The following is a 23,203-nucleotide window of genomic DNA, read 5'->3' as shown; positions in this document are numbered from 1 at the left end:
GGTCGGCGCGCATTTCGCATTCAAGATGCGTAACGCAAAATGCCATCTGGTATATGGCATGCTGCATGCTCGCCCTTTGACTTCCATTGCCGCACACGGCCATCAAATTCGCCCTCCTTACTCATGGATGTCCGAAAAACCACCCGCAAGTCAGCCGAACGCGACGAAGCCGCATCTGCATCTAGAGCAGGTTTCGTGCGCGTTCGCGGCGCGCGTGAGCACAACCTGAAAAATGTCGATGTCGACGTGCCGCGCGATGCGCTCGTCGTCTTCACCGGCGTTTCGGGTTCCGGTAAATCGTCGCTTGCATTCGGTACGCTTTACGCCGAAGCGCAGCGGCGCTATTTCGAATCGGTCGCGCCGTATGCGCGGCGGCTCATCGAACAGGTCGGCGTGCCGCAGGTGGACTCGATCGAGGGCTTGCCGCCCGCCGTCGCCCTGCAGCAGCAGCGCGGCGCACCGAATGCGCGCTCGTCGGTCGGCAGCGTGACGACCCTGTCGAGCCTCGTGCGCATGTTGTATTCGCGCACCGGCAGCTATCCGCCAAAGCAGCCGATGCTCTACGCGGAAGACTTTTCACCGAACACGGTCCAGGGCGCGTGCCCCGTGTGTCACGGCCTTGGGCGCGTCTACGAAGTCACGGAAAAGTCGATGGTGCCCGACGACTCGCTCACGATCCGCGAGCGCGCCGTCGCAGCGTGGCCGCCCGCGTGGCACGGGCAGAATCTGCGGGACATTCTCGTCACCCTCGGCTATGACGTCGATACACCGTGGCGCGACTTGCCGAAGAAGGACCGCGACTGGATTCTCTTCACCGAAGAGCAGCCGACCGTGCCGGTGTATGCCGGCCTCACGCCGAAAGAAACGCAGGCGGCCCTGAAGCGCGGCGCCGAGCCCAGCTATCAGGGCACCTTCACCGGCGCGCGCCGCTACGTGCTGCATACCTTCGCGCACACGCAAAGCGCGCTCATGAAAAAGCGCGTGTCGCGCTTCATGGTCGGCAGCGATTGCCACACATGCCACGGCAAGCGGCTCAAGAAGGAAGCGCTGTCGGTGACGTTCGCGGGGCTCGACATCGCCGAATTCGCGCGGCTTCCGCTGAGCCGTCTCGCCGATCTGCTCGCACCCATCGCACGCGGAGAGTGGCCTTCGCACGACGACGCGCCGAGTCCCGCGCTCGCGAAGAAAGACCGGATCGCGGCGACGGCGAAGCGGGTTGCCGCAGGCGGCTCCGCGCACAAGGCCGCGCCCGACGTGCGCCGCACGGCCAATCTCTCCGACGAGAAACGCGCCGCCGCCGAACGCATCGCCGCCGACTTGCTGGAGCGGCTCGGCACGCTCATCGATCTCGGTCTGGGCTATCTGTCGCTCGATCGCGCGACGCCCACGCTCTCCTCTGGCGAACTACAGCGCTTGCGGCTCGCGACACAACTCGCATCGCAACTGTTCGGCGTCGTGTACGTGCTCGATGAACCGTCCGCGGGCCTGCATCCCGCCGACAACGAAGCACTCTTTGCCGCATTGCAGCGCCTGAAGGCCGCGGGCAATTCGCTCTTCGTCATCGAACACGATCTGAACACGATGCGGCGCGCGGACTGGCTCGTCGATGTCGGTCCGGCCGCGGGCGAACAGGGCGGACACGTGCTCTATAGCGGACCGCCCGAAGGCCTCGCATCGATCGAGGCATCGCAGACGCGCAAGCATCTCTTCGCGCCGGCACAAACGATCGAGCGCACCGCGCGCGAGCCGCGCGGCTGGCTGCGGCTCGAAGGCATCACGCGCAACAACCTGCATGGCATCGACGCCGCGTTTCCGCTCGGCGCCTTTACGACCGTCACCGGCATTTCAGGCTCGGGCAAGTCGAGCCTCGTGAGTCAGGCGTTGCCGGAACTCATCGCGGAGCGACTCGGACGCGCACTCGACGAAGCCAGCGAAGACGAGCAGGACCCGCTCTTCGCTCAAGCGGACACATCGGCTGGCGGACGCATCGTCGAAGGCATGGAGACGATCCGCCGCCTCGTGCGCGTCGATCAGAAGCCGATCGGCCGCACGCCGCGCTCAAACCTCGCGACGTATACGGGTCTCTTCGATCACGTACGCAAGCTGTTCGCCGACACGCCCGCCGCACGCAAGCGCCGCTATGGCGCGGGACGTTTCTCGTTCAACGTCGCGCAAGGGCGCTGCCCGACATGCGAGGGCGAAGGCTTCGTGAGCGTCGAGCTGCTGTTCCTGCCGAGCGTCTATACGTCGTGCGCGACCTGTCACGGCTCGCGTTACAACCCGCAAACGCTGGAGATCACATGGCGCGACAAGAACATCGCGGATGTGCTCGACATGACCGTCGATAGCGCATGCGAGTTCTTCGTCGATGAACCGAACGTGATGCGCGCGCTCGCCGTGCTGCGCGACATCGGCCTCGGTTATCTGCGGCTCGGGCAACCCGCAACGGAACTCTCGGGCGGCGAGGCGCAGCGCATCAAGCTCGCGACGGAATTGCAGCGCGCGCATCGTGGCGACACGCTCTATATCCTCGACGAACCGACGACCGGCCTGCACCCCGCCGACGTCGACCGGCTGATGGCGCAACTGCAGGGCCTCGTCGATGCGGGCAACACGGTCGTCGTCGTGGAGCACGACATGCGCGTCGCCTCGCTCTCCGACTGGGTCATCGATATCGGTCCGGGCGCCGGCGAGGATGGCGGCCGGATTGTCGTGACGGGTACGCCGCAACGCATCGCCGACCATGCCGCGAGCCGCACGGCGCGTTATCTGACGGAAGCGCTCGGTTCAGGCGAGCGCGTGCCCTGAAGCCACGCCTTTGCGATACGTCTCGTCGAACGCGGCTTCGAGTCCGGCGTGCGCGCCGCGCAAACCATCGACGACACGCCTGGCCCACTCGAAGTACTCGCGCTTTCTTTCCTCGCTCCAGTTCGCAGGCGGCATGGCGAGGATATCGCGCAGATTGCAGATCTTGTCCGCGAGCTTCACGAGCTGCGCGGCATGACTGATATGCGCCGCATGTTCGATCTGCAGGCGCTTTCTCTCGGCCTTCGGCAAGGACTTGTCGTCCGTCACTTCTGCGACGATGCGCGCGACTTCCGCGCCGAACCATTGCACGAGTTCGTCGTGCGATGTGTCCGTATCCTCGATCGTGTCGTGCAGAACGGCCGCGAGCAGCACGCGTTCGTCGTCGATGCCGCCTTCATTGGCGAGCACGTTGGCAAGCGCGATCGGATGATTGATATACGGCGACGCCTCCGCGTCCTTGCGGCGCTGATTGCGATGTTTGTCCGCAGCAAATGCGATGGCCCGGATCAGTTGATTCATTGGATGGTCTCCTGTGCGGCGAATAAGGAAAGTATATGCGCCGCACACATGCATCCGTCTCAATACAGCCCGATCCATCGCCACACGTAAAAGCGCGCGATGCCGACCAGTTCATGCAATGCGCTGTTCGAATCGAACCATCCTTTGCGGCGCGGCAGCCACCATGTCAATGCCGGACGGATGTACGCAACCGCTGGCTGCGGATGCAGATCGAACGCATCGAACGCGAGCATCGCGCGGCGCATATGAAGCGACGACGTAATCAGCACCGACGTATCGAATTGCCGCGCACGTAATATTTTCTCGGTATTGCGCGCGTTCTCGTAGGTGTCCAGACTCTGGTTTTCGAGGATCAGATCCTTTCGCGCGACGCCGGCGTCGAGCAGCAGAACGCCATACACATCCGCTTCGCTTTGCTCGTGATGCTGTGGATTGCCTCCGCTCACGATGACGAAGCACGCCTTCTCCATCTCCTCGCAGCGCTTGTAGAGCGATGCCGCGAGATCGATGCGCGTAGTCGCATCGCCCTTGGGCACCAGACGCCGCTCGCGATCGTACGACGTCCCACCGCCGAGCACGACGATCGCCATGCGTGGGCCGAAGCTCGGGTCTTTCATCGACGCATACGTGTCGTTCGCGAGCCGCACGAGCGGCCCGGGAAGCACACTGCCGAGCAACCAGAACACGATAACCGCAACGAACAGGATCGCAATGCGCCGCCTTTTCCAGACGACGAAAAGCGCAACGAATATCGCCAGCAAAGAGATCAGTACCAATTACCTCACCCCGTTCCTTGTTTTTCAAAAAGCTTTCGGGCGCGCATAGTTTTTGCAGCGTTCTCAATCGACTATGCGCAGTAGTTACCTGCTCACCGTACACGCGCGGCTGGCGTCGAGTTTGAATCATCGCACTGGATCGAGACATGCTCGTTATCGCACAGAGCGCTGATTTGTCTTCGAAGCCCTCCGTGCGCCATCGCACGGACGCATATGGCCGCAAATTCGTTAAATACGATCAAACAAAATTCATAAGAAGACAGTGCGTGCGAGGGCGCTCGTGGAATCGTCTTCACGAGACATAACAACACCGCTGCCGATTCGCCCCGGAGTTAGCGACATTCGATAAGAACTCATCGTCGCAATCCGGATTTATTGCGCCAATGGCCGGGTACAAGGGAAAACACAGAAAATGAAAACTGAATTGCGTCGCATCCTCGCCGAGTCCGCTCGCCTCGACGTGCCTATCGACACGCTTGCCGACAACGACGATCTCTACGCCGCCGGTCTCTCATCGCTCGCCACGGTCCACGTGATGCTGGCGATCGAAGACGAATTCGGCATCGAGATTCCCGATAACATGCTCACGCGCCGGCTCTTCTCGAGCGTCGATTCGCTCGCATCGGCCGTCGACGGACTGCGTCGTTCGAAGGCGGCCGCATGAACGCGCCGGCTCAGGAGCTTGAAATCGCCGAGCTCGCGCAAAGCGCGAGCGCGCGCAGCGAAAGCGAGTTGATCGAAGCCGCGAAGCGCGTGGCGGCCGTCGCGGCAAAGCACGCCGATGCGGTCGATCGCGAAGCGCGTTTTCCCGCCGAAGCCGTTGCTGCGATGCGGGAAGAGCGCCTCTTCTCCGCGATGATCCCGAAGATGTACGGCGGCGACGGCCTCACGCTGACCAGCGTCGCGCGTTTGTGCGAGGCCCTGGCGCAAGGCTGCGCGTCCTCCGCGATGATCTATGCGATGCATCAGAGCCAGGTCGTGTGCATCGTCGATCACGGCGCGAATGTGCCCTGGCAGCGCGACTTCCTTGCGCGCATGGTCAGCGAGCAGTTGCTGCTCGCATCGGCGACCTCGGAAGAGAACATCGGCGGCAACATGCGCACGAGCGCATGCGCGGTCGATCTCGTCGACAACGCATTCAGCATCGAGAAGCTCGCGCCGACCATCTCGTACGGCAAGTATTCCGACTGCATTCTCGTCACGGCGCGCCGTCATCCCGATGCGCCGCCCTCCGATCAGGTGCTGATCGTCGCACCGCGCGATACGTTCACGCTGGAGCAGCGCGGCACGTGGGACACGCTCGGCATGCGCGGCACGTGCAGCGAAGGACATCGGCTCGTCGCGAGCGGTATCGCGGAGCAGATCCTGCCGGCGCCGTTCTCGCGCATCGCCGACGAAAGCATGCTGCCCGTGTCGCATACCTTGTGGTCGTCGGTATGGTGCGGCATCGCGAGCGACGCCGCCAATCGCGCGCATCAGTTCTTCCGCAATCAGGCGCGCGGCAAGCCCGCATTGCCGCCATCGGCCGCGCGGCTTTCGCAAGTGCTCACGCTCATCAAGATGATGCAGGCGCGTCTGCGCGAATCGCTCGCCAATGTCGAAGCGGCTCAGGCCGAGCGCGCGCTGCGCAAAGCAAGCCAGAGCAACGACGACGACGCGCCGCTCACTGCGTCGATCGGCATCAATGCCGACCTGAACATGCTCAAGCTGGCGATTTCGCAATCGGCGGTGCACGTCGTGCAGGAGACGCTGATGATCTGCGGCATGGCGGGCTACAAGAACGACACGCCGTTCAGCGTGGGGCGCCATCTGCGCGATCTGCACTCGGCGCCGCTCATGATCAGCAACGATCGCATCGAATTGAACACGGCGAATCTGCTGCTTGCGCAGCGCGCCGCAACGGGGACCCTTTGACGATATGAACATGCCGACGGAACAGGCCGCCATGATGCAGGCCGAAGCACAAGCACAAGCACAAGCACAAGAGACTCAGGCACCTTACGATAAATCGGACTTGACCTTGCGCGATCGCCTGATCGAAGCGGGCATTCTGCTCGACACGGGCGAAGACGGTCTTTACGGCCGCAGCGAAGTGTTCGAGGACGTCGTCGAGCGCCTCAATCAGGCGATCACGATGCTCGGCGCGGACCAGCACGCGGAAGTGCTGCGCTTTCCGCCCGCGATGCGCCGCCGCGATTTCGAGGACAGCGAGTATCTGAAGAGCTTCCCGAATCTCGCGGGCACGATTCACTCGTTCCAGGGCAACGATCGCGGGCATCATCGCCTGCTCGAAGCGCTCGACAAGGTCGTGCATATCGGCGAGGAAGAAGAGCGTTCCGATGAGTGGATGGATCAGCAAAAACCCACGCGCCTCGTGCTCACGCCGGCCGCATGCTATCCGATCTATCCGCTCGTCGCGAAGCGCGGCAATCTCGCTGAAGACGGCGCGACCTTCGATGCGTTCTCGTACTGCTTCCGTCACGAGCCGTCCATCGATCCGGGCCGCATGCAGATGTTCCGTATGCGCGAATACATTCGCGTCGGCAGCCCCGAGCAGGTGATGGCGTTCCGTCAGAAGTGGATCGAGCGCGGCTCGCTGCTCGTGAACCTGCTCGAACTGCCCTTCGAGATCGACCTCGCCAACGATCCGTTCTTCGGGCGCGGCGGCATGATCGTCGCGGATAGCCAGCGCGCGCAGCAACTCAAGTTCGAACTGCTCGTGCCGGTGGCGACACCCGATCGTCCGACCGCGTGCCTGTCGTTCAACTATCACCAGGACCATTTCGGCGAGCTCTGGCACATCCGTCAGGCGGACGAGCAGGTCGCGCATACCGCATGCGTCGGCTTCGGCATGGAACGCACGACGCTCGCGCTCTTCCGTCACCACGGGCTCGATGTCAAGGCGTGGCCCGAGAAAGTGCGTCAGTTGCTGTGGGGCGACAAGGCGCCGCTCATCGAAGAAGGTCTCGCGAATCTGGGAAGCCAGACATGAACGCACGCTCGCCGGCAGAAGCCGTGACCGCACCGTCCGCGTCCGCGGACGGCGCGTACCGCCAGCACCTGCTGCATCGTGAAGAGCGCGTGTGGCTGGAAACCAACTGTTATGTCGACTTGTGGATCGAGTTGCTGCATCACTACGGTTGCGATCCGCATGCGGCGCTCGGCTTCACGGTAACGCAGGCGTTCGAGGGCGATCAGTTCACGTTCCCGAAGTTCTCGCTCGACGATATATCGCGGCTCTATGGCCTGCAGGCACAGGAGCTCGCGATCTACGACACGCTGGAAGCGCATGTGCGCGAGCAGACGCGGCGCGGGCAGATGGTGGTGGTCGAAATGGACTCGTACTATCTGCCCGATACGCGCGCGACCGCGTATCGGCAGACGCATACGAAGACGACCATCGCCATCGATGCCATCGACACCGACGCGAAGCGCATCACGTACTTCCATAACGCGGGCTATTTCGCGTTATCGGGCGAGGACTACGATGGCGTGTTCCGTCTGATGCCGGGTCTCGCCAGCGATGTGCACGCGCTCTTCCCGTACGTCGAGTTCGTGAAGCGCGCGCGTGCTCCGCTCGAAGGCGATGCGATGGTGCAACGCTCGGTCGAACTGCTCGCATTGCGGCTCGCGGATCGTCCTGCGACGAACCCGGTCGCGCAATGGCGCGCCGCATTCCCCGAGCATTTGCGTGCGTTGCTCGAACGTGATCCCGCGTACTATCACCTCTACACGTTCAACGTGATGCGTCAGCTCGGCTCGAACTTCGAACTGCTGTCGAAGTATCTCGGCTGGCTGAAGTGTCACGGCGTGGACGTCCCGAGCGACATCCAGACGAGCGCGCAGGCACTCGCGAGCGAAGCGATGGTCATGCAGTTCCGTCTCGCGCGCGCCCGCATGCGCTCGCGCACCGACGCGTGCGAAGATTGCCTCGATTCGATGCAGGCTTCGTACGACAAGGTCATCGAGCCGCTCGCCGCGCGCTTCCTCTGAACGCCAAGGCCGCGCGGTCAATCGCGCGGCTTTGGCGTCGCTCTCTTTCGAATCCCATCGACGAGGTAGGCACATGCACGTCCTGTCCGCGCACGCGCCGCGGCGTCTCTCCGAAGGCTGGCAGTGCGTGAGCACGCCCGCGGGTGCATGCACGACACCCGCATCGCTCGATACGTTCACGCAGTGGATCGACGCGCCCGTGCCCGGCACGATCGCGTCCGCCTTGCGCGCGAGCGGCGTTAGCGACGAAGCGCTCGCGCAGCCGTTCGCGCATTCGGATCACTGGTATCGCGTGAAGCTGAGCGGCAACGGCAGGCGGCGTTTGCGCTTCAACGGGCTCGCGACCATCGCCGAAATATGGCTCGACGATCGCAAGCTGCTCGAATCGGATTCGATGTTCGTCGCGCATGATCTCGATGTCGATCTCGACGGCGAGCACACGCTTCATCTGTGCTTTCGCTCGATCGCGCCTGCGCTGGCGGCGAAACGCGGACGCGCGCGCTGGCGTCCGAAGCTCGCGCAACCCGCCACGCTGCGCAACGTGCGCACGACGCTGCTCGGGCATATGTCCGGATGGTGCCCGACGGTTCAACCGGCGGGACCGTGGCGCGCGATCGAAGTGATCGGCGAATCGCGCGCCTGCATCGACAACGTGGACATGCGCACGCGTGTCGATGGCACCGATGGCGTTCTCGATGTCACCGTGCGCTACTTTCATGCGCAGGAGCAAAATCCGGTTCGGCTCGGATGCGGCGAAGCGCAAGCCACGATGCAATGGCAGGACGCGCACACGCTCACGGGCCGGCTGCGCGTGCCGAACGCGCGCTTGTGGTATCCGCATACGCATGGCGAGCCGTCACGATACGCTGTGAAGCTCGGCAATATCGCGCTCGGCGAAGTCGGCTTTCGCACGATCGAAGTCGATCGCGGCGCGGACAAGCAGGGGTTTCAGCTCGTCGTGAACGGCGTGCCCGTGTTCGCGCGCGGCGCGTGCTGGACATCGGCGGATATCGTCGCGCTCGATGCATCGCGCGAAAAGCTCGATCACATCTTCAAGCTGATGCGGGACGCGGGACTCAACATCGTTCGCGTGAGCGGCATCACGCTCTACGAGTCCGACACCTTCTACGAACTCGCCGACAAGCACGGCGTCCTCGTGTGGCAGGACTTCGCGTTCGCGAACTTCGACTATCCCGACGACGAAGCGTTTCGCGCCAGCGTGGAACGCGAAGCCGAACAGTTCCTCGCGCGCACGCGGCGCTTCGCGTCGCTCGCGGTGCTGTGCGGGGGAAGCGAAGTACATCAGCAGGCGGCCATGCTCGGCCTCCCCTTCGACGCGTATCAGCAGCGCCTTTTCAACGAACTCTTGCCGAACGCAGTTGCAATGCAACGGCCCGATGTGGCGTACGTCGTGAACTCGCCGAGCGCGGCGCCCGGCGATACGGTATCGATGCCGTTCGGCACGCGCGGCGGCATCACGCATTACTACGGCGTGCCCGCGTATCAGCGTTCCTTCGATGACGTGCGCCGCGCGCAAGTGCGCTTCGCATCGGAATGTCTCGCGTTCGCCAACGTCCCCGACGATGTCGCGTTACACGCCATACCGAACCCGCGTGCGCATGAACCGCGCTGGAAAGCGGGCGTGCCGCGCGATCCCGGCTCGGCATGGGACTTCGATGACGTACGCGAGCACTACATGCAATCGCTCTATCGCATGGACGTGCCGCGCTTGCGCTATGAAAACCCCGAGCGTTATCTGGAGCTATCGCGCGCCGTCGTCGCCGACGTGATCGGTGCGGTGTTCTCGGAGTGGCGTCGCGAAGGATCGACGTGTGCGGGCGGCATCGTATGGAATCTGCTCGATGTGCGGCCGGGTGCGGGCTGGGGCGTCATCGACGTGCTCGGTGCGCCGAAGAGCGCGCTGCATGGACTCGCACGCGTGCTGCAACCGGTGCAGGCGCTGATCCTCGATGAAGGACTCGACGGCCTCGACGTGCATCTCGTCAACGAGACCGCGCGCGAGATTCGGGCGCGCGTCGAACTGACCTGCCTGCGTGAAGGCGCGGTCAAGGTCGTGGGCGGTTCATGCGATGTCGTATTGCAGGCGCGCAGCGTGCAGCGCGTGTCGTCGAATGCGCTGATCGGCGCGTTCTTCGATATCGCGTATGCATACCGCTTCGGCCCGCGCGCGCACGACGCGACGCATGTCGTCCTGCGCGATATCGACACGGGCGACGTGCTATCGGAAGCGTTCCACTTTCCCGATCCGTCGATCGGCGAGCGTCGCGATATCGGCTTGAATGCGACCGTCGAGAAAGACGGTGAAGGCTGGAGTCTCGTCGTCGAAACGGCGCAGCTTGCGCGCTGGGTGCATGTGGTCGATCCCAACTACTTCGCGCGCACCGACTGGTTCCATCTCGCGCCGGGTAGCACGCGGCGCATCCCGCTCGTTGCGCGGCACGCGAACGTGAGCGCCGCGCCCGAGGGCGATGTGTCCGCGATCAATGCGATACGCAGAGCGGCATATCGCGCCGCCTAGCGCCCGAATGCTTCGGTTTCGACGCGCCTGCCGTTGAGAAACGCATCGGCGACGAGTTGCAGCGGACGCACATCGACATCGCTCGTCTTCGTTTCGATCAGCGCGTGAAAGTGCTCGTATAGCGCGGGATATTCGCGCTCGCGTCCGAGATCGATCTCCTTGCCCGCGATGGAGAGGCGCTTGCCGCCTTCGCGCATCGACAGGCGGCCCGCGTCCGTGTCGATGTCGATATCCCATTCCTCAACCGGACCGTGACGCCAGTCGAAGACCGCGCGCACCGGCGCACCGTTCGTCGCGATGCAATCGAGTTCGGCCGCGATCGGTGTGGACGTATCGCTCGGCACGGTGAGCGTGGCCCCGCGCAACGCGACTTCATGCGGCAGGATGCGCGTGACGATCGACAGCGCGTTGATGCCCGGATCGAACACGCCGAGCCCGCCCGGTTCCCAGATCCATTGCTGTCCCGGATGCCAGCGGCGCACGTCTTCCTTCCAGCGCACTTCGACGGACCGAATCGCGTCAGCATTCTTCGCGAGCCATTCGCGCGCCGGTTCGACTGCGCTCGCCGCCCGCGAATGCCACGACGCGAAGAGCGTGCAGCCGCGCGCCCGCGCGATCTCATCCAGGGCGGCGACTTCGCTCACGCTGGCGCCGGGCGGCTTTTCCAGCATGACGTGCTTGCCCGCTTCGAGCGCGGCCAGCGCCTGCTCATAACGGACCTGCGGCGGCGCGCAGAGCGACACGGCATCGATCGAGGGCTCGGCGGCGAGCAGCTCGCCGATATCCCGATAGTTGCGCACGCCATCGACGCTCGCATTGCGGCTCGCGCACGCGACGAGTTCGAATCCTGGCTGCGCGGCGATCGCGGGCAGGTGCTGATCCCGCGCGATCTTGCCGATGCCGACGACAGCGAGCTTGCATACTCCATTCATGCGATGTCTCCTTACGCTTCGAGTGTGTCCCCGAGCGTAAAGATACCCTATCGCTCCCGATCAGGCCGTCGCGGCCATCTTCACCGTCGCCCGATAACGCTCGATCAAACGCTCGCGCTTCGTCGCAACGGCCGCCATGTTGCGCTCCTTCACATGGCCGAAGCCACGGATTTCATCGGGCAGCTTCGCGAGTTGCAGCGCGGCGTCGAAGCGGTCTTCATCGAGCGTGGCGCAGAATTCATCGACGAGCGCGAGGTAGTCCGCGATCATCTTGCGCTCCGTGCGGCGCTCGGCCGTCTTGCCGAATACATCTAGCGATGTGCCGCGCAAGCCTTTCATCTTCGCCAGCACGCGGAACGCGGGCAGCATCCACGCGCCGAAGGTCTTCTTCACGAGATGACCGTGCTCGTCGCGCTTCGCGAATAGCGGCGGCGCGAGATGGAACATCAGCTTGTAATCGCGGCCCGGTTCGCCTTCGAACTGCTCGCGCAGCTTGTCGAGATACGCGGGATCGGCGTAGAGACGCGCGACTTCGTATTCGTCCTTGTAGGCCATGAGCTTCGCGAGATTCACGGCGACCGCGCGCGTGAGCGGCAGCTTCGCGTTCAACGCCTTTTCCTTCTCACGCATGCGCTCGACGACACTGCGATACGAGCGCGCATACGCTTCGCCCTGATACGCGGTCAGCAAGGCTTCACGCGTTGCGATCACGTTTTCGAGCGACTCGGGCATCTTCACGACGATCGCATGTTGCGTGGACTTGAGCAGATCGCCCGCGCCGTGTTGCGCAACGTAGCGGCCCCAGTCGAACGCGAGCCAGTTCTTCTCGACCGCGACTCCGTTCAGTTCGATCGCGCGTTTGAGGCTTGCCAGTTCGAGCGGCAACCAGCCCTTCTGCCATGCGAAGCCGAGCAGCAACGGATTCGAATAGATCGTGTCGCCGAGCAGTTTCAGCGCGAGCGCGTTGGCATCGATGAATGCGCAGCCCGCGCCGATGCTGTCCGATAGCGCCTGCTCCGTCTGCGCTGCGGGAAAGGTCCATTGCGCATCGGTGACGAAGGCCGCGGTCGGCGTCGCGCCGCTATTGATGGCGGCCTGCGTGATGCCATGCCGCGTGCGCGAGAGCACGTCGTTCGATGCCGACACGATCGCATCGCAGCCGATCACGAGCCGCGCTTCGCCCGTCGCGATGCGCGTCGCATGCAGCGCCTGCGGCTCCGGCGCGATCTGCACGTGGCTCAGCACCGCGCCGCCCTTCTGCGCGAGACCGGCCATGTCGAGCACGGTGACGCCCTTTCGTTCGATGTGCGCCGCCATGCCGATCAATCCGCCGATCGTCACGACACCCGTTCCACCGACACCCGTCACGAGAATGCCGTAAGGCTTCGACAAGGCGGGCAATGCCGGCAACGGCAAGCTATCGAAATCGGGCTTCGCGCCGCCTGCCGCTTTCGGCTTGCGAACCTGCGCGCCTTCAGCTGTGACGAAGCTCGGGCAAAAGCCCTTCACGCACGAAAAGTCCTTGTTGCACGACGACTGATTGATCTTGCGCTTGGTGCCGAGCGGCGTGTCCATCGGCTCGACGGAGAGGCAGTTCGATTGCACCGAGCAATCGCCGCAGCCTTCGCACACGGCGTCGTTGATGAACGCGCGGCGTGCGGGATCGGGATACGTGCCGCGCTTGCGGCGACGGCGCTTTTCCGTCGCGCAGGTCTGGTCGTAGATCAGGATCGTCGTGCCTTGCGTATCGCGCAGCTCACGCTGAATGCGATCCAGCTCGTCGCGATGATGCACGCTCACGCCCTGAGGCAACGCGACGTTCACATCGTATTTCTGCGGCTCGTCCGTCACGATGACGATACGCTTCGCGCCTTCCGCGAAGACCTGATGCGCGATCTGCGGCACCGTCAAGACGCCGTCGACGGGCTGGCCGCCGGTCATCGCGACCGCATCGTTATAAAGAATCTTGTACGTGATGTTCGCGTTCGCCGCGATCGCCGCGCGCACCGCGAGCAAGCCCGAATGGAAATAGGTGCCGTCGCCGAGATTGACGAACACGTGCTTGTCGCCGGAGAAATGCATCTGGCCGATCCATGCGACGCCCTCGCCGCCCATCTGGCTGAAGGTCTCGGTCTTGCGGTCCATCCACATGGACATGTAGTGGCAGCCGATGCCCGCGAGAGCGCGCGAACCTTCGGGCACGCGCGTCGACGTGTTATGCGGACAGCCCGAGCAGAACCACGGCTTGCGCTCGACATCGACGCGCGGCTTGATCGCCTCGCGCTCCTTCGCTTCGATCGTTTCGACGCGCGACAGCATGCGGGCGCGCACATCGGCGGGAAGATCGGCGCGCGCAAGACGTCGCGCGATGGCCTTCGCGATCAGCGCCGGCGATAGCTCGTAGTGCGCGGGCAGCAGCCAGTCGCCGCGCGGCACGGACCATTCGCCGCCTTCGTTGTCGCGCTCGTCGAACTTGCCGTAGATGCGCGGACGCACGTCCTCGCGCCAGTTATACAGCTCTTCCTTGAGCGCATATTCCAGAATCTGCCGCTTCTCTTCGACGACGAGAATCTCTTCGAGACCGGTCGCGAATGCGCGTGCGTCCTGCGCGTCGAGCGGCCACACGCAGCCTACTTTCAGCACACGCAGGCCGATCTGCGCGCAGGTTTCATCGTCGAGACCGAGATCGACGAGCGCCTGACGCACGTCGAGATACGCCTTGCCCGCGGTGATGATGCCGAAGCGCGGCTTGTCGGAATCGATCACGACGCGATTGAGCTTGTTCGCGCGCACATAGGCCAGCGCCGCGTACCACTTTTCGTCGAGCAGACGCGCTTCCTGCGCGAGCGGCGAATCCGGCCAGCGGATGTTGAGGCCGCCTTCGGGCATCGCGTAGTCGGCCGGCGTGACGATCTCCACGCGGTCCGGATCGAGGTCGATCGACGCGGTGGATTCGACCACGTCGGTCACGCATTTCATCGCGACCCACAGACCCGAGTAACGGCTCATCGCCCAGCCGTGCAGGCCGTAGTCGAGATATTCCTGCACGTTCGACGGATACAGCACCGGAATGCCCGCCGCGATGAACGCGTGATCCGACTGATGCGCAACCGACGAAGACTTCGCCGCGTGATCGTCGCCCGCGAGCACGAGCACGCCGCCGTGCTTGTCGGAGCCCGCGGAATTCGCGTGCTTGAAGACGTCGCCGGTACGGTCCACGCCGGGGCCCTTGCCGTACCACATGCCGAACACGCCATCGCGCGTCGCGCCCGGCCACAGATTGACCTGCTGCGTGCCCCAGATCGAAGTGGCGGCGAGATCTTCGTTCACGCCCGGCTGAAACACGATGTCGTTGTCCTTCAGATGCTGCTTCGCCTTCCACAGCGACTGATCGAGCGCGCCGAGCGGCGAGCCGCGATAGCCCGAAATGAAGCCCGCCGTATTCAGCCCGGCCTTGCGATCGCGCGCCTTTTGCAGCATCGGCAGACGCACGAGCGCCTGCGTGCCGCTGATATAGACGCGGCCTTTCTCCAGCGTGTATTTGTCGTCCAGGGAAATGGTCGCGGCTTCTAGCGCGGCGCGGTCGGGTGCATTCATCAGGGCTCGTCTCCGGGAAAGGGAATTTTGTTTTTTGCCGAGTATAGAAAGCCGATTCGACATCGTAAAATCACGAATAAGCAACTCTGGTATCTGAAAATCAGATGGCCTTCGATCTCACGCTCCGGCAATTGCGCTATTTCGTGGCCGCCGCGCAAACCGGCCAGTTCTCGATGGCGGCGGCCAACGAGCACGTATCGCAATCGGCGATCACCAACGCGGTGCTGGCTCTGGAAAGCGCGCTCGGCACGAAGCTGTTCGAGCGCATGCCGCAAGGCGTGGCGCTGACGCCCGATGGCCAGGACTTCCATAACCACGCGCGCCGCGTGCTCGAAGCCGCCCGCGACGCGATGCACATGCCGCCGTTTCGCGCGCATGACATGCGCGGCGTCGCGCGCATTGCGGCGTCGTATACGGTGCTCGGGTATTTTTTGCCGGAGTTGCTCGCACGCTTTCGTGCGACGTATCCGTTCATCGATTTCGATCTGCGCGACATGGAGCGGCCGCAGATCGAGGAAGCGGTGGCGAACGGCGATGTCGATATCGGCGTCGTGCTGCTATCGAATCTGCAGCGGCCGAATCGCTTCGACACTCAGGTGCTGATGCGCTCGCGCCGGCAGTTATGGGTCGCACCTTCGCATCCGCTCGCGCAGCAGCAGGCGGTATCGCTGAAAGATATCGCCGCGCATCCTTATATTCTCATCACTGTCGATGAAGGCGAGCAATCGACGATGCGCTACTGGCACAAGAAGCGCCTCGAACCGAACATCGCGTTTCGCACGAGTTCGATGGAGGCGCTGCGCGGACTGGTGGCGCACGGCTTCGGCGTCACCGTGCTGTCGGACATGGTGTTTCGGCCGTGGTCGCTCGAAGGCAAGCGCATCGAGGCGCGGCCCGTGAACGACGCCATTCCTCACATGGAAGCGGGCATGATCTGGCGCAAGGGCGCGACCTTGAGCGCCCCTTCGACCGCCGTGCAGCAGTTCCTGATTCACGCGTGCGGCGCTTGATGCACTGATGACGCACGCGCGATGCGCGCTCAGTGAGAGATGCTTTCGAGCGATCTTCCCAGCGTGCGCGGTCCCATCAATCCGATGGACAGCATCACGAGCAGCATCGCGCCCGCGATGAAGCCGAACACGCCGGTCACGCCCGCCTCTTTGAGCACGAACGCGATCACGAACGAACTGAACACCGCGGACAGCCTGCTCCACGAATACACGAAGCCGACCGCGCGGGCGCGGATCGCCGTCGGATAAAGCTCCTGCTGATACGTGTGATAGGTGAAGGAGATGATGTTGCCCGCGAGCGTGAGCAAAACGCCGAGCGTGACGATCATCACGGCCGCCGACGCCTGACTGAACAGAAGCCCCGCGACGATGTTCACGCCCGCCATGAACACGATCACATGCTTGCGCTCGAAGCGATCGGCGATCCAGTAACCGAGCAATGGTCCGATGGGCGCGGCCAGTCCGATCACGGTGGTATAGAGCAGGCTCGATGTGACCGTCACGCCCTGTTTGACGAGCAAGGTCGGCACCCAGTTCGCGAAGCCGTAGAAGCCGACCGTCTGGAAGATATGAAACACGATCAGCATCAGCGTGCGCTTGCGGTATGGCGGATTCCACATGTCCGCGAAACCGGCCTTCTTCGCGATTGGGTCGGACGGTCCCGGTTCGGGCAATGGCTTGCCGTACTGAAGCGAGACCTTGTCTTCGAGGCGGCGCAGGACTTCATCGGCTTCGTCGAAACGTCCCTTGCTCGCAAGCCAGCGCGGGCTTTCCGGCAGATTGCGCCGGAAATACCACACGAAGAGCGCGCTCACGCCGCCGACCAGCGCGACCCAGCGCCAGCCGTCGAAGCCGAACGGCGCGCGCGGCACGAGCAGATACGAAAGAAACGCGACGACCGGCACCGCTGAAAAGCCGACGGCCTGACACACCGCGAACGCCCTGCCGCGCAAATGCTTCGGCGAAAGCTCCGACAGGTATGTCCCGATGGTCACCAGCTCCACGCCGATGCCCAGTCCCGACACGAAGCGCCAGAAGTTGAGCCAGAGCGCGGTGTCCTGAAACGCCATCACGGTATTCGCGGCGACATACCAGAGCAGCGAATACGTGAAGATCGCGCGACGTCCATAACGATCCGCGAGAAAGCCGCAAGCGATCGTGCCGATGAAAAGCCCGCAGAACAACACCGCGATGAAGCTCGCGACACCCGTCGTGCCGAACAGGCCCGCGGTCGTCGCGGTCAGGATGCCGCTCTTCACGAGACCCGGCGCGATATAGCCCGTGAAGAGCAGATCGTAGAGTTCGAAGAAGAAGCCGAGGCTCAGGAGGAAGATGAGCTTCCATATCGCGCGCGTCGCGGGAAGCCGGTCGAGGCGCGCAGAGATGCCCGCCGTGTCCGCGATGGCGGGCGCATTCGATAGCGCGTGGCCGGCGGCGTCGGGCAGACCCGAAGTGCCCTGCATGATGGCCATTGTCGTCTCCTGTATGTATTTTGATGCCGCATCGATGGCGGCTCGATCGTGCTTACTTCGTGAAGCGCTGCTGCAACTCCGCGAACGATGCGATGCGGCCGAGCAACGCGCTCGCCGCGACCGTCGGCGGGCTCGCGAGCCACACTTTCCCCGGACCGGACCGGCCCGGAAAATTTCGATTGATCGCGCTGATGGTGACCTGCTCCGCCTGGGTCGATGAACCCGGCCCGCAGTTCGCGCACGCACCGCACGACGGCTGAAGCAGAATCGCGCCGACGCGTTCGAACACATCGACATAGCCTTGCGCGACGCAATAGTCTCGCACGTCCTGCGTGCCGAACTGCAAATAGAGCTTCACATTGTCGGGCACGCGCAGGCCGCGCTTTGCCGCCCACGAGAGCACGTCGTGATAGTGATCGAAGTCCTCGCGCTTGCCCGCCGTGCATGAACCGCCGTAAGCGATATCGACGCATGGCCGATCATCGAGCGCGGCAAGCGCGACGCCATTGCCCGGATCGCCCGGCGCGGCGAGCATCGGCGAGAGACGCGCGCAATCGATCGCGATGACATCGGCGTAGCGCGCGCCTTCATCGCTCTTCATCCACGGTTCGATCGTGAAGTCGATGCCACGACGTTCCTTCAGGAAGCGTACGGTTTCGTCGTCGGGGGCGACGATGCCGGTGAAGCCGCCGAGTTCGGCGGTCATGTTGGTGAGCGTCGTGCGCTCGTCGGTGGACAGGCTCGCGATGGCCGTGCCAGCGAATTCGAACACCTTGCCGACGCCCGAGCCCGCGCGAATGCGTGCGTCCGCGAGCAGATGAAGCACGATATCTTTCGCCGTCACGCCCGGGGGAATCGGACCATGCAGTTCGATACGCAAGGATTGCGGCACGGTCATGCGGACCGCGCCGGTGACGAACGCGTTCGCCATGTCCGTCGTGCCGACGCCGAACGCGACGCAGCCCAGCGCGCCGCTATGCGGCGTATGCGAATCCGTTCCGACGACGACCTGTCCCGGCAACGCGTAACGCTCGGCCATCATCGCGTGCGAGATGCCTTCCGAGCCTTCATCGATAGCGCTGTTCGCTTCGTTCAGATAGCCGTGATTGCGCACATCGTAGTCATGCGCGAAAGCGCGATGCCCGTCGGACAACTCGCGCACGTTCGGCAGCAGGCCGTTACGCACATGCAGCTCGCTGCGATGCGAGTACGAAAGATGATCCTCGAACGCGAGCATCGTTTGCGAGTCGTGCAGCGCGAGCGGACGTCCGAAGGTCGCATGCAGCATGTGCGCGGCCATGCCGGTGTAGTACTCGTGGATGAAACGCCAGTCGGCGCGCACGAAAATGCCGTTGCCCGGTTCCAGCGACGCGCTCGTCACATCGGTCGTCAAGGCATGGCGCGCGAGAATCTTTTCGACGAGCGTGCGCGGCATGTCATCGACCGATATTTCGCCGATGCTCACTCGCTGCATGTGCAGCTTTCCATAGCGCAGCAGGCCGCCGCTCTTCAGGATGGCCGCGGCCAGCGGATCGCGATTGGCGACGAGTTCATCGATATCGATCGCCTCGCCACGCCGGATGCGCTCGATCAAACCGAAATCCGTCGACGTGAAAAGCCCGAGATTGTCCGCGTTCTGCCGATAGATCCGCTCGAAGCTGCGCGCGATCACGAGACGAATGCCCGCGTGATATTCCGCGAGCGGGCTATGTTCGCGCGATGAACCCTTGCCGTAGCGCGTGCCCGCCACGGTCACCTGAAAGCCGCCTGCACGCACGCCATCGATGCCGACAGGATTGCGCCCGCCCGCATGAAAGCCGACGTAGGGACACTGGCCGAGACGTTCGTCGAAACGCGTGAGCACGCTGATCGGCGTGATCTCGTCGGTGGAAACGTCGTCGCGCAGCGCGCCTGCTTCATCGGGCGTCAGGTCTTCGCCCGCGAGTTGCCGGTCGATCTTCGCCGGGTCCGCGCAAAGAAACAGCATTCGCCCGCTTACATCCAGTTTGGCCATCGCATTCTCCTCCGATGCCAATCTAGACGCACTCATGCGCGTTTGCGAAGTGTTGGTTCGGCACAGGGGGCATCGCGAGATGCGATGTCCGTGTTAACCCTGGAACTCGACGAGCGTATCGATGAGCGCCTGCACGGCCTTCAGCCGTGTGGATTTGCGCGGCGCATGCACATGCAGGCTGCGGCCGCTTCCCCAGCTTTCGGCGAGCGGCACGCGCACGAAGTTGCGCGAACCCGCGAAGGCGGAAGCCGCGCTCGTCGGCACGATGCCGATACCGAGACCCGCCTCGACCATGCGACATTGCGCGTCGAAGCTGTTGACGGTGACGGTCACGTTGAGCGGCACGCGCGCGGCATCGGCGTGTTCTTTCAATGTCTGATCGAGCGATCCGCCCGCCTGCAACGCGACGAGCGGAAAGCGCGCCACTTCGGCGAAGCTCAGGCGCTGCGCCTGCGCGAGTTCGTGAGCGGGCGGCAGGACGACCATCAGCGGATCGTCGGCGAAGTGCCACGTGTCGAGTCCCGCATGCGTCTTCGTGCTCGCCGATATGCCGACGTCCGCGCGATCGTCGAGACAGGCGCGAATCACTTCGTCGCTGATCTGTTCCGTCAGCGCGATCTCGACGAGCGGATAGCGCGTCTTGAACAGCGTCAGCCGCTCGGGCAAAAAACCCACGATCGCCGATGCATTCGCGTGCAGGCGCACGACGCCCGCGATCTGGCCGCTCATCGATCGCACTTCGCGCGCCATGCCTTCTAGCTGGCCGTGAATGGAACGCGCGCTCGCATAGGCGTGCTGCCCCGCCTCGGTCAGTTGCACGCCCGCAGGCGAGCGGATCAGGAGCGCGACGCCGATGGCCGCTTCGAGATCCGCGATGCGCCTGCTCAATGCCGACGGTGCGATGTGACTGCGGCTCGCCGCGCGCGCGATCGATCCTTCCTCGACGACCGAGATGAAGAGTTCGAGACTGTAGGGATCGATCCGCATTCGCGTGACGTGCAAAGGCCAATGGCGAAGTATGTCATGGGCCGTTGCGAATCACGATGCATCGGCGGGGACATGCCCCGCTCCTTCGCTCTACGCGCTCATCTGCAACGTGCCGTTGACGCCATTCGGGAAGAAGCCGCCCTTGGTCGCCGACGTGCTCGTCAGATACACGATATTGAGCACGTTGGCGTAGTTGCGGCTGAACGCGAGGCCGTTGTCGTCGAGCGGCACGATATTGGACGTGCCCGGCGTCGCGCCGGTGATGCCCTGATCGTCGGTGCCGACATGATCGAGACTGCCGCGCGCTTTCGATATCGCATTGGCGCCCGCGATGAGGCCGGCCATCTCGATCCCTTTTGCATAGAGCACGGTGCGCACGAGACCCGCGTGATAAGCCTCGGCGACCAGAATGCCGGCGGCCGCTTCGAGATAGGTCTTGTTGCTGATGAGCGGCGCAGCGCCCTTGTACGCGGTCACGCCGACATCCTCGAAGATGAACGCGCCGAGCAGAAAGTTGTTGTCGTTCTGATAAGGATTGAACGCGACGCCCGCGCCCACCAGACCCGCCGCGCGCGCGGCCATCGAGAACGCGCCGTTCGGATCGGTCCCGCCGACATCGATCGCAGGCTGCGCGACCGCCGAACCGCCGAGAGCACTACGCAGGAACGTCACGTGTTCGAGTTCGTCCTTCGCGATCTCGTTCGCATAGGCCTTTACGACAGGGTCCTGAAACGGCACTTGCTGTCCGCCGATGACCGTGCCCGCGGTCCCGACGCCGGCCGTCATGCTTGCGGGCAAGCCCGCTCCCGTCGTCGCGAACGAATAGAACTGCGATTCCAGGTATTCGAGATTGAGCGCGAAGTTGAGGATCTCGGCGTCGGTGGGCGCGGTGGGACTCGCGTTCGCGTTATTGCCCGAGCCGCCGCCGCACGCGCTGATCAACGTGCCGCCGACCAGTCCCAACCCCAGCCCTCCCGCGTTCCTGAAAAATTGACGGCGATGCTCGCGCCGCTCGACGCGGCGATCCAGTGTGTCGATAAGAAGCTTCGCATTCGGCATGACCTTTCTCCCATAACTTTCGGATGAATCGAATAAGGCGCGGGCGAAAGGCCAAAGATGCCGTCCGACGATGCGCTCACGCTGGCGATATGCAAGCGGAGGCCGGATCGAAAGACCTGTTCGAAGGCATGAGGGAGCGGCGTCCAAAGCTACATACGGCGCGACGAAAAAGCCGGATGCATGTGTTGCGGGCTATTTCGATGTGCGGTCGCACATTGCCTGATTGCCGGAGATACGCCGCACGTTTTACTGCATGGACGAATCAGCGCATGGCTATCGGCCATTGACGAGCGACGTGATGATCGCGTACGCGGCCTTCACGCGCTCTTCGTTCGGGATGTTGCGGTTCGCCAGCATCACGATGCCCACGCGCTCTTTCGGCACGAACGCGATGTAGGTGCCGAAGCCGTTGGTCGAGCCTGTCTTGTTGATCCACACGTCATCGCGCGGGGCTTGCGCCGGATCGATGCGCGTGACGGGCGTCGCGTTCGTGATCATCGCCGCTGCGTTTCCTTCGAGCAGAGACTGCAATGCGACCGGATACGGATACTGCTCCCAGATGAGATCCTGCGTCATCGGACCGGCCTGGAAATAGCCCGTGTGCGTCGCATCGACGGCGCGCTGGTACGCCGGATCGATGTGGACCATGTTCATGTTGATCTGCAGGAAGCGCGTCATGTCCGAAGCCGTCGATCTCACGCCGTACGCCTCGGAAGACAGCACGCCGCCTTTCATGCGGATCGGCGCGTCGTCCTTCGCATAGCCTTGCGCGTAGTCGCGCTGCTTCGAAGCGGGCACGTCGATATAACTGTGCGTCAACCCGAGCGCGGGAAAGAGGCGCGTTTGCATCAGCGTGTCGAAGTCCGCGTTCATGCTCTTCGCGGTGATCAGCCCGAGCGTGCCGATGCCCGGATTCGCATACGTGCGGATCGTGCCGGGCGGCTGAGCCGGACGCCACGTCCTGAAGTACTGCATCAGTTGAGCGTTGTCGTGAACCTCGTCGGGCACTTGCAGAGGCAGACCTCCCGGTGTGTGCGTGCCGAGATTCAACAGCGTCACCTTGCCGAACGCCGTGCCATCGAGCGACGGCAGATGCCTGCTCACCGGATCGTTCAGCGAAAGATCGCCTTCGATCTGCGCGTAGGACGCGAGCGTCGCGGTGAACGTCTTGCTGACCGAGCCGAGTTCGAAGAGCGTATCGCGCGTGACGGGCTGCTTCGTCGCCTTCGACGCCACGCCGTAATCGAACACGTACGGCCTGCCGTCCACGACGACGCCTACCGCCATGCCCGCGATGCCATTGAGCGCCATCAGCGGCCTGATCGTTTCATCCACCGTCTGCCTGATCTTCGCGGTGTCGCTATCGGCTGCGAACGCGGCGCCGGACATCGCGCCGAAAGAAAAAATGGCTGTCGCCAAAAGACTCAGCGCACGAAACTTCATCGTCTTGATCCTTCGTTCTGGTTTGCTTGTCTGGAACGAAGCGAAATATCCGCT

At 63.6% G+C, this 23,203-nt stretch carries 16 protein-coding genes; 7 read left to right on the top strand and 9 right to left on the bottom strand.

All coding sequences use genetic code 11. The features are described 5' to 3' along the window. Positions 1–123 precede the first annotated feature (123 nt). Complete coding sequence (locus PQR08_RS03225; protein WP_250485440.1) at positions 124–2,808, top strand: excinuclease ABC subunit UvrA; 2,685 nt, start codon at positions 124–126, stop codon at positions 2,806–2,808. Here PQR08_RS03225 and PQR08_RS03220 read toward each other — a convergent pair. Together PQR08_RS03220 and PQR08_RS03215 are read right to left on the bottom strand one after the other, a co-directional pair. Next, a complete protein-coding gene (locus tag PQR08_RS03220; RefSeq protein WP_238211263.1) occupies positions 2,788–3,327 on the bottom strand; it encodes an HD domain-containing protein in 540 nt (179 codons plus the stop codon). The two genes, PQR08_RS03225 and PQR08_RS03220, sit on opposite strands and share 21 nt — an antisense overlap. Positions 3,328–3,386: 59 nt before the next feature. Beyond that, entirely contained in the window at positions 3,387–4,103 is a 717-nt protein-coding gene (locus tag PQR08_RS03215) for a YdcF family protein (RefSeq protein WP_250485445.1), read from the bottom strand. 412 nt (positions 4,104–4,515) lie between these two features. On the opposite strand from PQR08_RS03215, the gene PQR08_RS03210 reads away from it, so the two are divergent. The 5 genes from PQR08_RS03210 to PQR08_RS03190 all read left to right on the top strand — a co-directional run bounded on the left by PQR08_RS03210 (position 4,516) and on the right by PQR08_RS03190 (position 10,635). After that, positions 4,516–4,767 (top strand): acyl carrier protein, encoded by a 252-nt coding sequence (locus PQR08_RS03210; protein ID WP_187604115.1) that lies wholly within the window; start codon positions 4,516–4,518, stop codon positions 4,765–4,767. Continuing rightward, positions 4,764–6,017: an acyl-CoA dehydrogenase family protein gene (locus PQR08_RS03205; RefSeq protein ID WP_035504018.1), complete on the top strand. Its 1,254-nt coding sequence runs from the start codon at positions 4,764–4,766 to the stop codon at positions 6,015–6,017. Before PQR08_RS03210 ends, PQR08_RS03205 begins: the two co-directional genes overlap by 4 nt. Before the next feature lie 4 nt (positions 6,018–6,021). Further along, the gene (locus tag PQR08_RS03200; RefSeq protein ID WP_250485446.1) at positions 6,022–7,095 is read left to right on the top strand and encodes an amino acid--[acyl-carrier-protein] ligase; all 1,074 of its coding nucleotides are present in this window, start codon (positions 6,022–6,024) and stop codon (positions 7,093–7,095) included. Continuing rightward, positions 7,092–8,096, top strand: coding sequence for a DUF1839 family protein (locus tag PQR08_RS03195; RefSeq protein WP_187604113.1), 1,005 nt, complete (start codon positions 7,092–7,094; stop codon positions 8,094–8,096). Before PQR08_RS03200 ends, PQR08_RS03195 begins: the two co-directional genes overlap by 4 nt. Positions 8,097–8,169: 73 nt before the next feature. Beyond that, on the top strand, positions 8,170–10,635 hold the full coding sequence (locus PQR08_RS03190) for a glycosyl hydrolase 2 galactose-binding domain-containing protein (protein ID WP_250485447.1): 2,466 nt from the start codon (positions 8,170–8,172) through the stop codon (positions 10,633–10,635). Here the strand turns inward: PQR08_RS03190 and PQR08_RS03185 are convergent. Both PQR08_RS03185 and PQR08_RS03180 read right to left on the bottom strand, forming a co-directional pair. Next, positions 10,632–11,567: a Gfo/Idh/MocA family protein gene (locus PQR08_RS03185; RefSeq protein WP_238211260.1), complete on the bottom strand. Its 936-nt coding sequence runs from the start codon at positions 11,565–11,567 to the stop codon at positions 10,632–10,634. The two genes, PQR08_RS03190 and PQR08_RS03185, sit on opposite strands and share 4 nt — an antisense overlap. A 60-nt stretch (positions 11,568–11,627) precedes the next feature. Then, complete coding sequence (locus tag PQR08_RS03180; protein WP_250485448.1) at positions 11,628–15,164, bottom strand: indolepyruvate ferredoxin oxidoreductase family protein; 3,537 nt, start codon at positions 15,162–15,164, stop codon at positions 11,628–11,630. A 104-nt stretch (positions 15,165–15,268) separates the two neighbouring features. Between PQR08_RS03180 and PQR08_RS03175 the strand changes: the two genes are divergently transcribed. After that, the gene (locus PQR08_RS03175) at positions 15,269–16,174 is read left to right on the top strand and encodes a LysR family transcriptional regulator (protein WP_187604109.1); all 906 of its coding nucleotides are present in this window, start codon (positions 15,269–15,271) and stop codon (positions 16,172–16,174) included. Between the two features lie 29 nt (positions 16,175–16,203). Here PQR08_RS03175 and PQR08_RS03170 read toward each other — a convergent pair whose 3' ends face one another. The 5 genes from PQR08_RS03170 to ampC form a co-directional block, all read right to left on the bottom strand. Beyond that, a complete protein-coding gene (locus PQR08_RS03170; protein WP_250485449.1) occupies positions 16,204–17,646 on the bottom strand; it encodes an MFS transporter in 1,443 nt (480 codons plus the stop codon). A 52-nt stretch (positions 17,647–17,698) separates the two neighbouring features. Further along, positions 17,699–19,660: an aconitase family protein gene (locus tag PQR08_RS03165; RefSeq protein ID WP_250485450.1), complete on the bottom strand. Its 1,962-nt coding sequence runs from the start codon at positions 19,658–19,660 to the stop codon at positions 17,699–17,701. A gap of 93 nt (positions 19,661–19,753) precedes the next feature. Next, a complete protein-coding gene (locus PQR08_RS03160) occupies positions 19,754–20,647 on the bottom strand; it encodes a LysR family transcriptional regulator (RefSeq protein WP_238288841.1) in 894 nt (297 codons plus the stop codon). 90 nt (positions 20,648–20,737) lie between these two features. Then, positions 20,738–21,706, bottom strand: a complete 969-nt coding sequence (locus PQR08_RS03155) for a ferritin-like domain-containing protein (RefSeq protein ID WP_250485452.1) — start codon at positions 21,704–21,706, stop codon at positions 20,738–20,740. A 273-nt stretch (positions 21,707–21,979) separates the two neighbouring features. Beyond that, the gene (ampC, locus tag PQR08_RS03150) at positions 21,980–23,149 is read right to left on the bottom strand and encodes a class C beta-lactamase (RefSeq protein ID WP_250485454.1); all 1,170 of its coding nucleotides are present in this window, start codon (positions 23,147–23,149) and stop codon (positions 21,980–21,982) included. Positions 23,150–23,203 lie beyond the last annotated feature (54 nt).

Origin of the sequence: Caballeronia jiangsuensis, assembly GCF_046030135.1 — a bacterium.
GTDB classification, from domain to species: domain Bacteria; phylum Pseudomonadota; class Gammaproteobacteria; order Burkholderiales; family Burkholderiaceae; genus Caballeronia; species Caballeronia jiangsuensis.
Note: the sequence above shows the minus strand (reverse complement) of the source record. Positions and strands in the feature narration are given on the sequence as shown.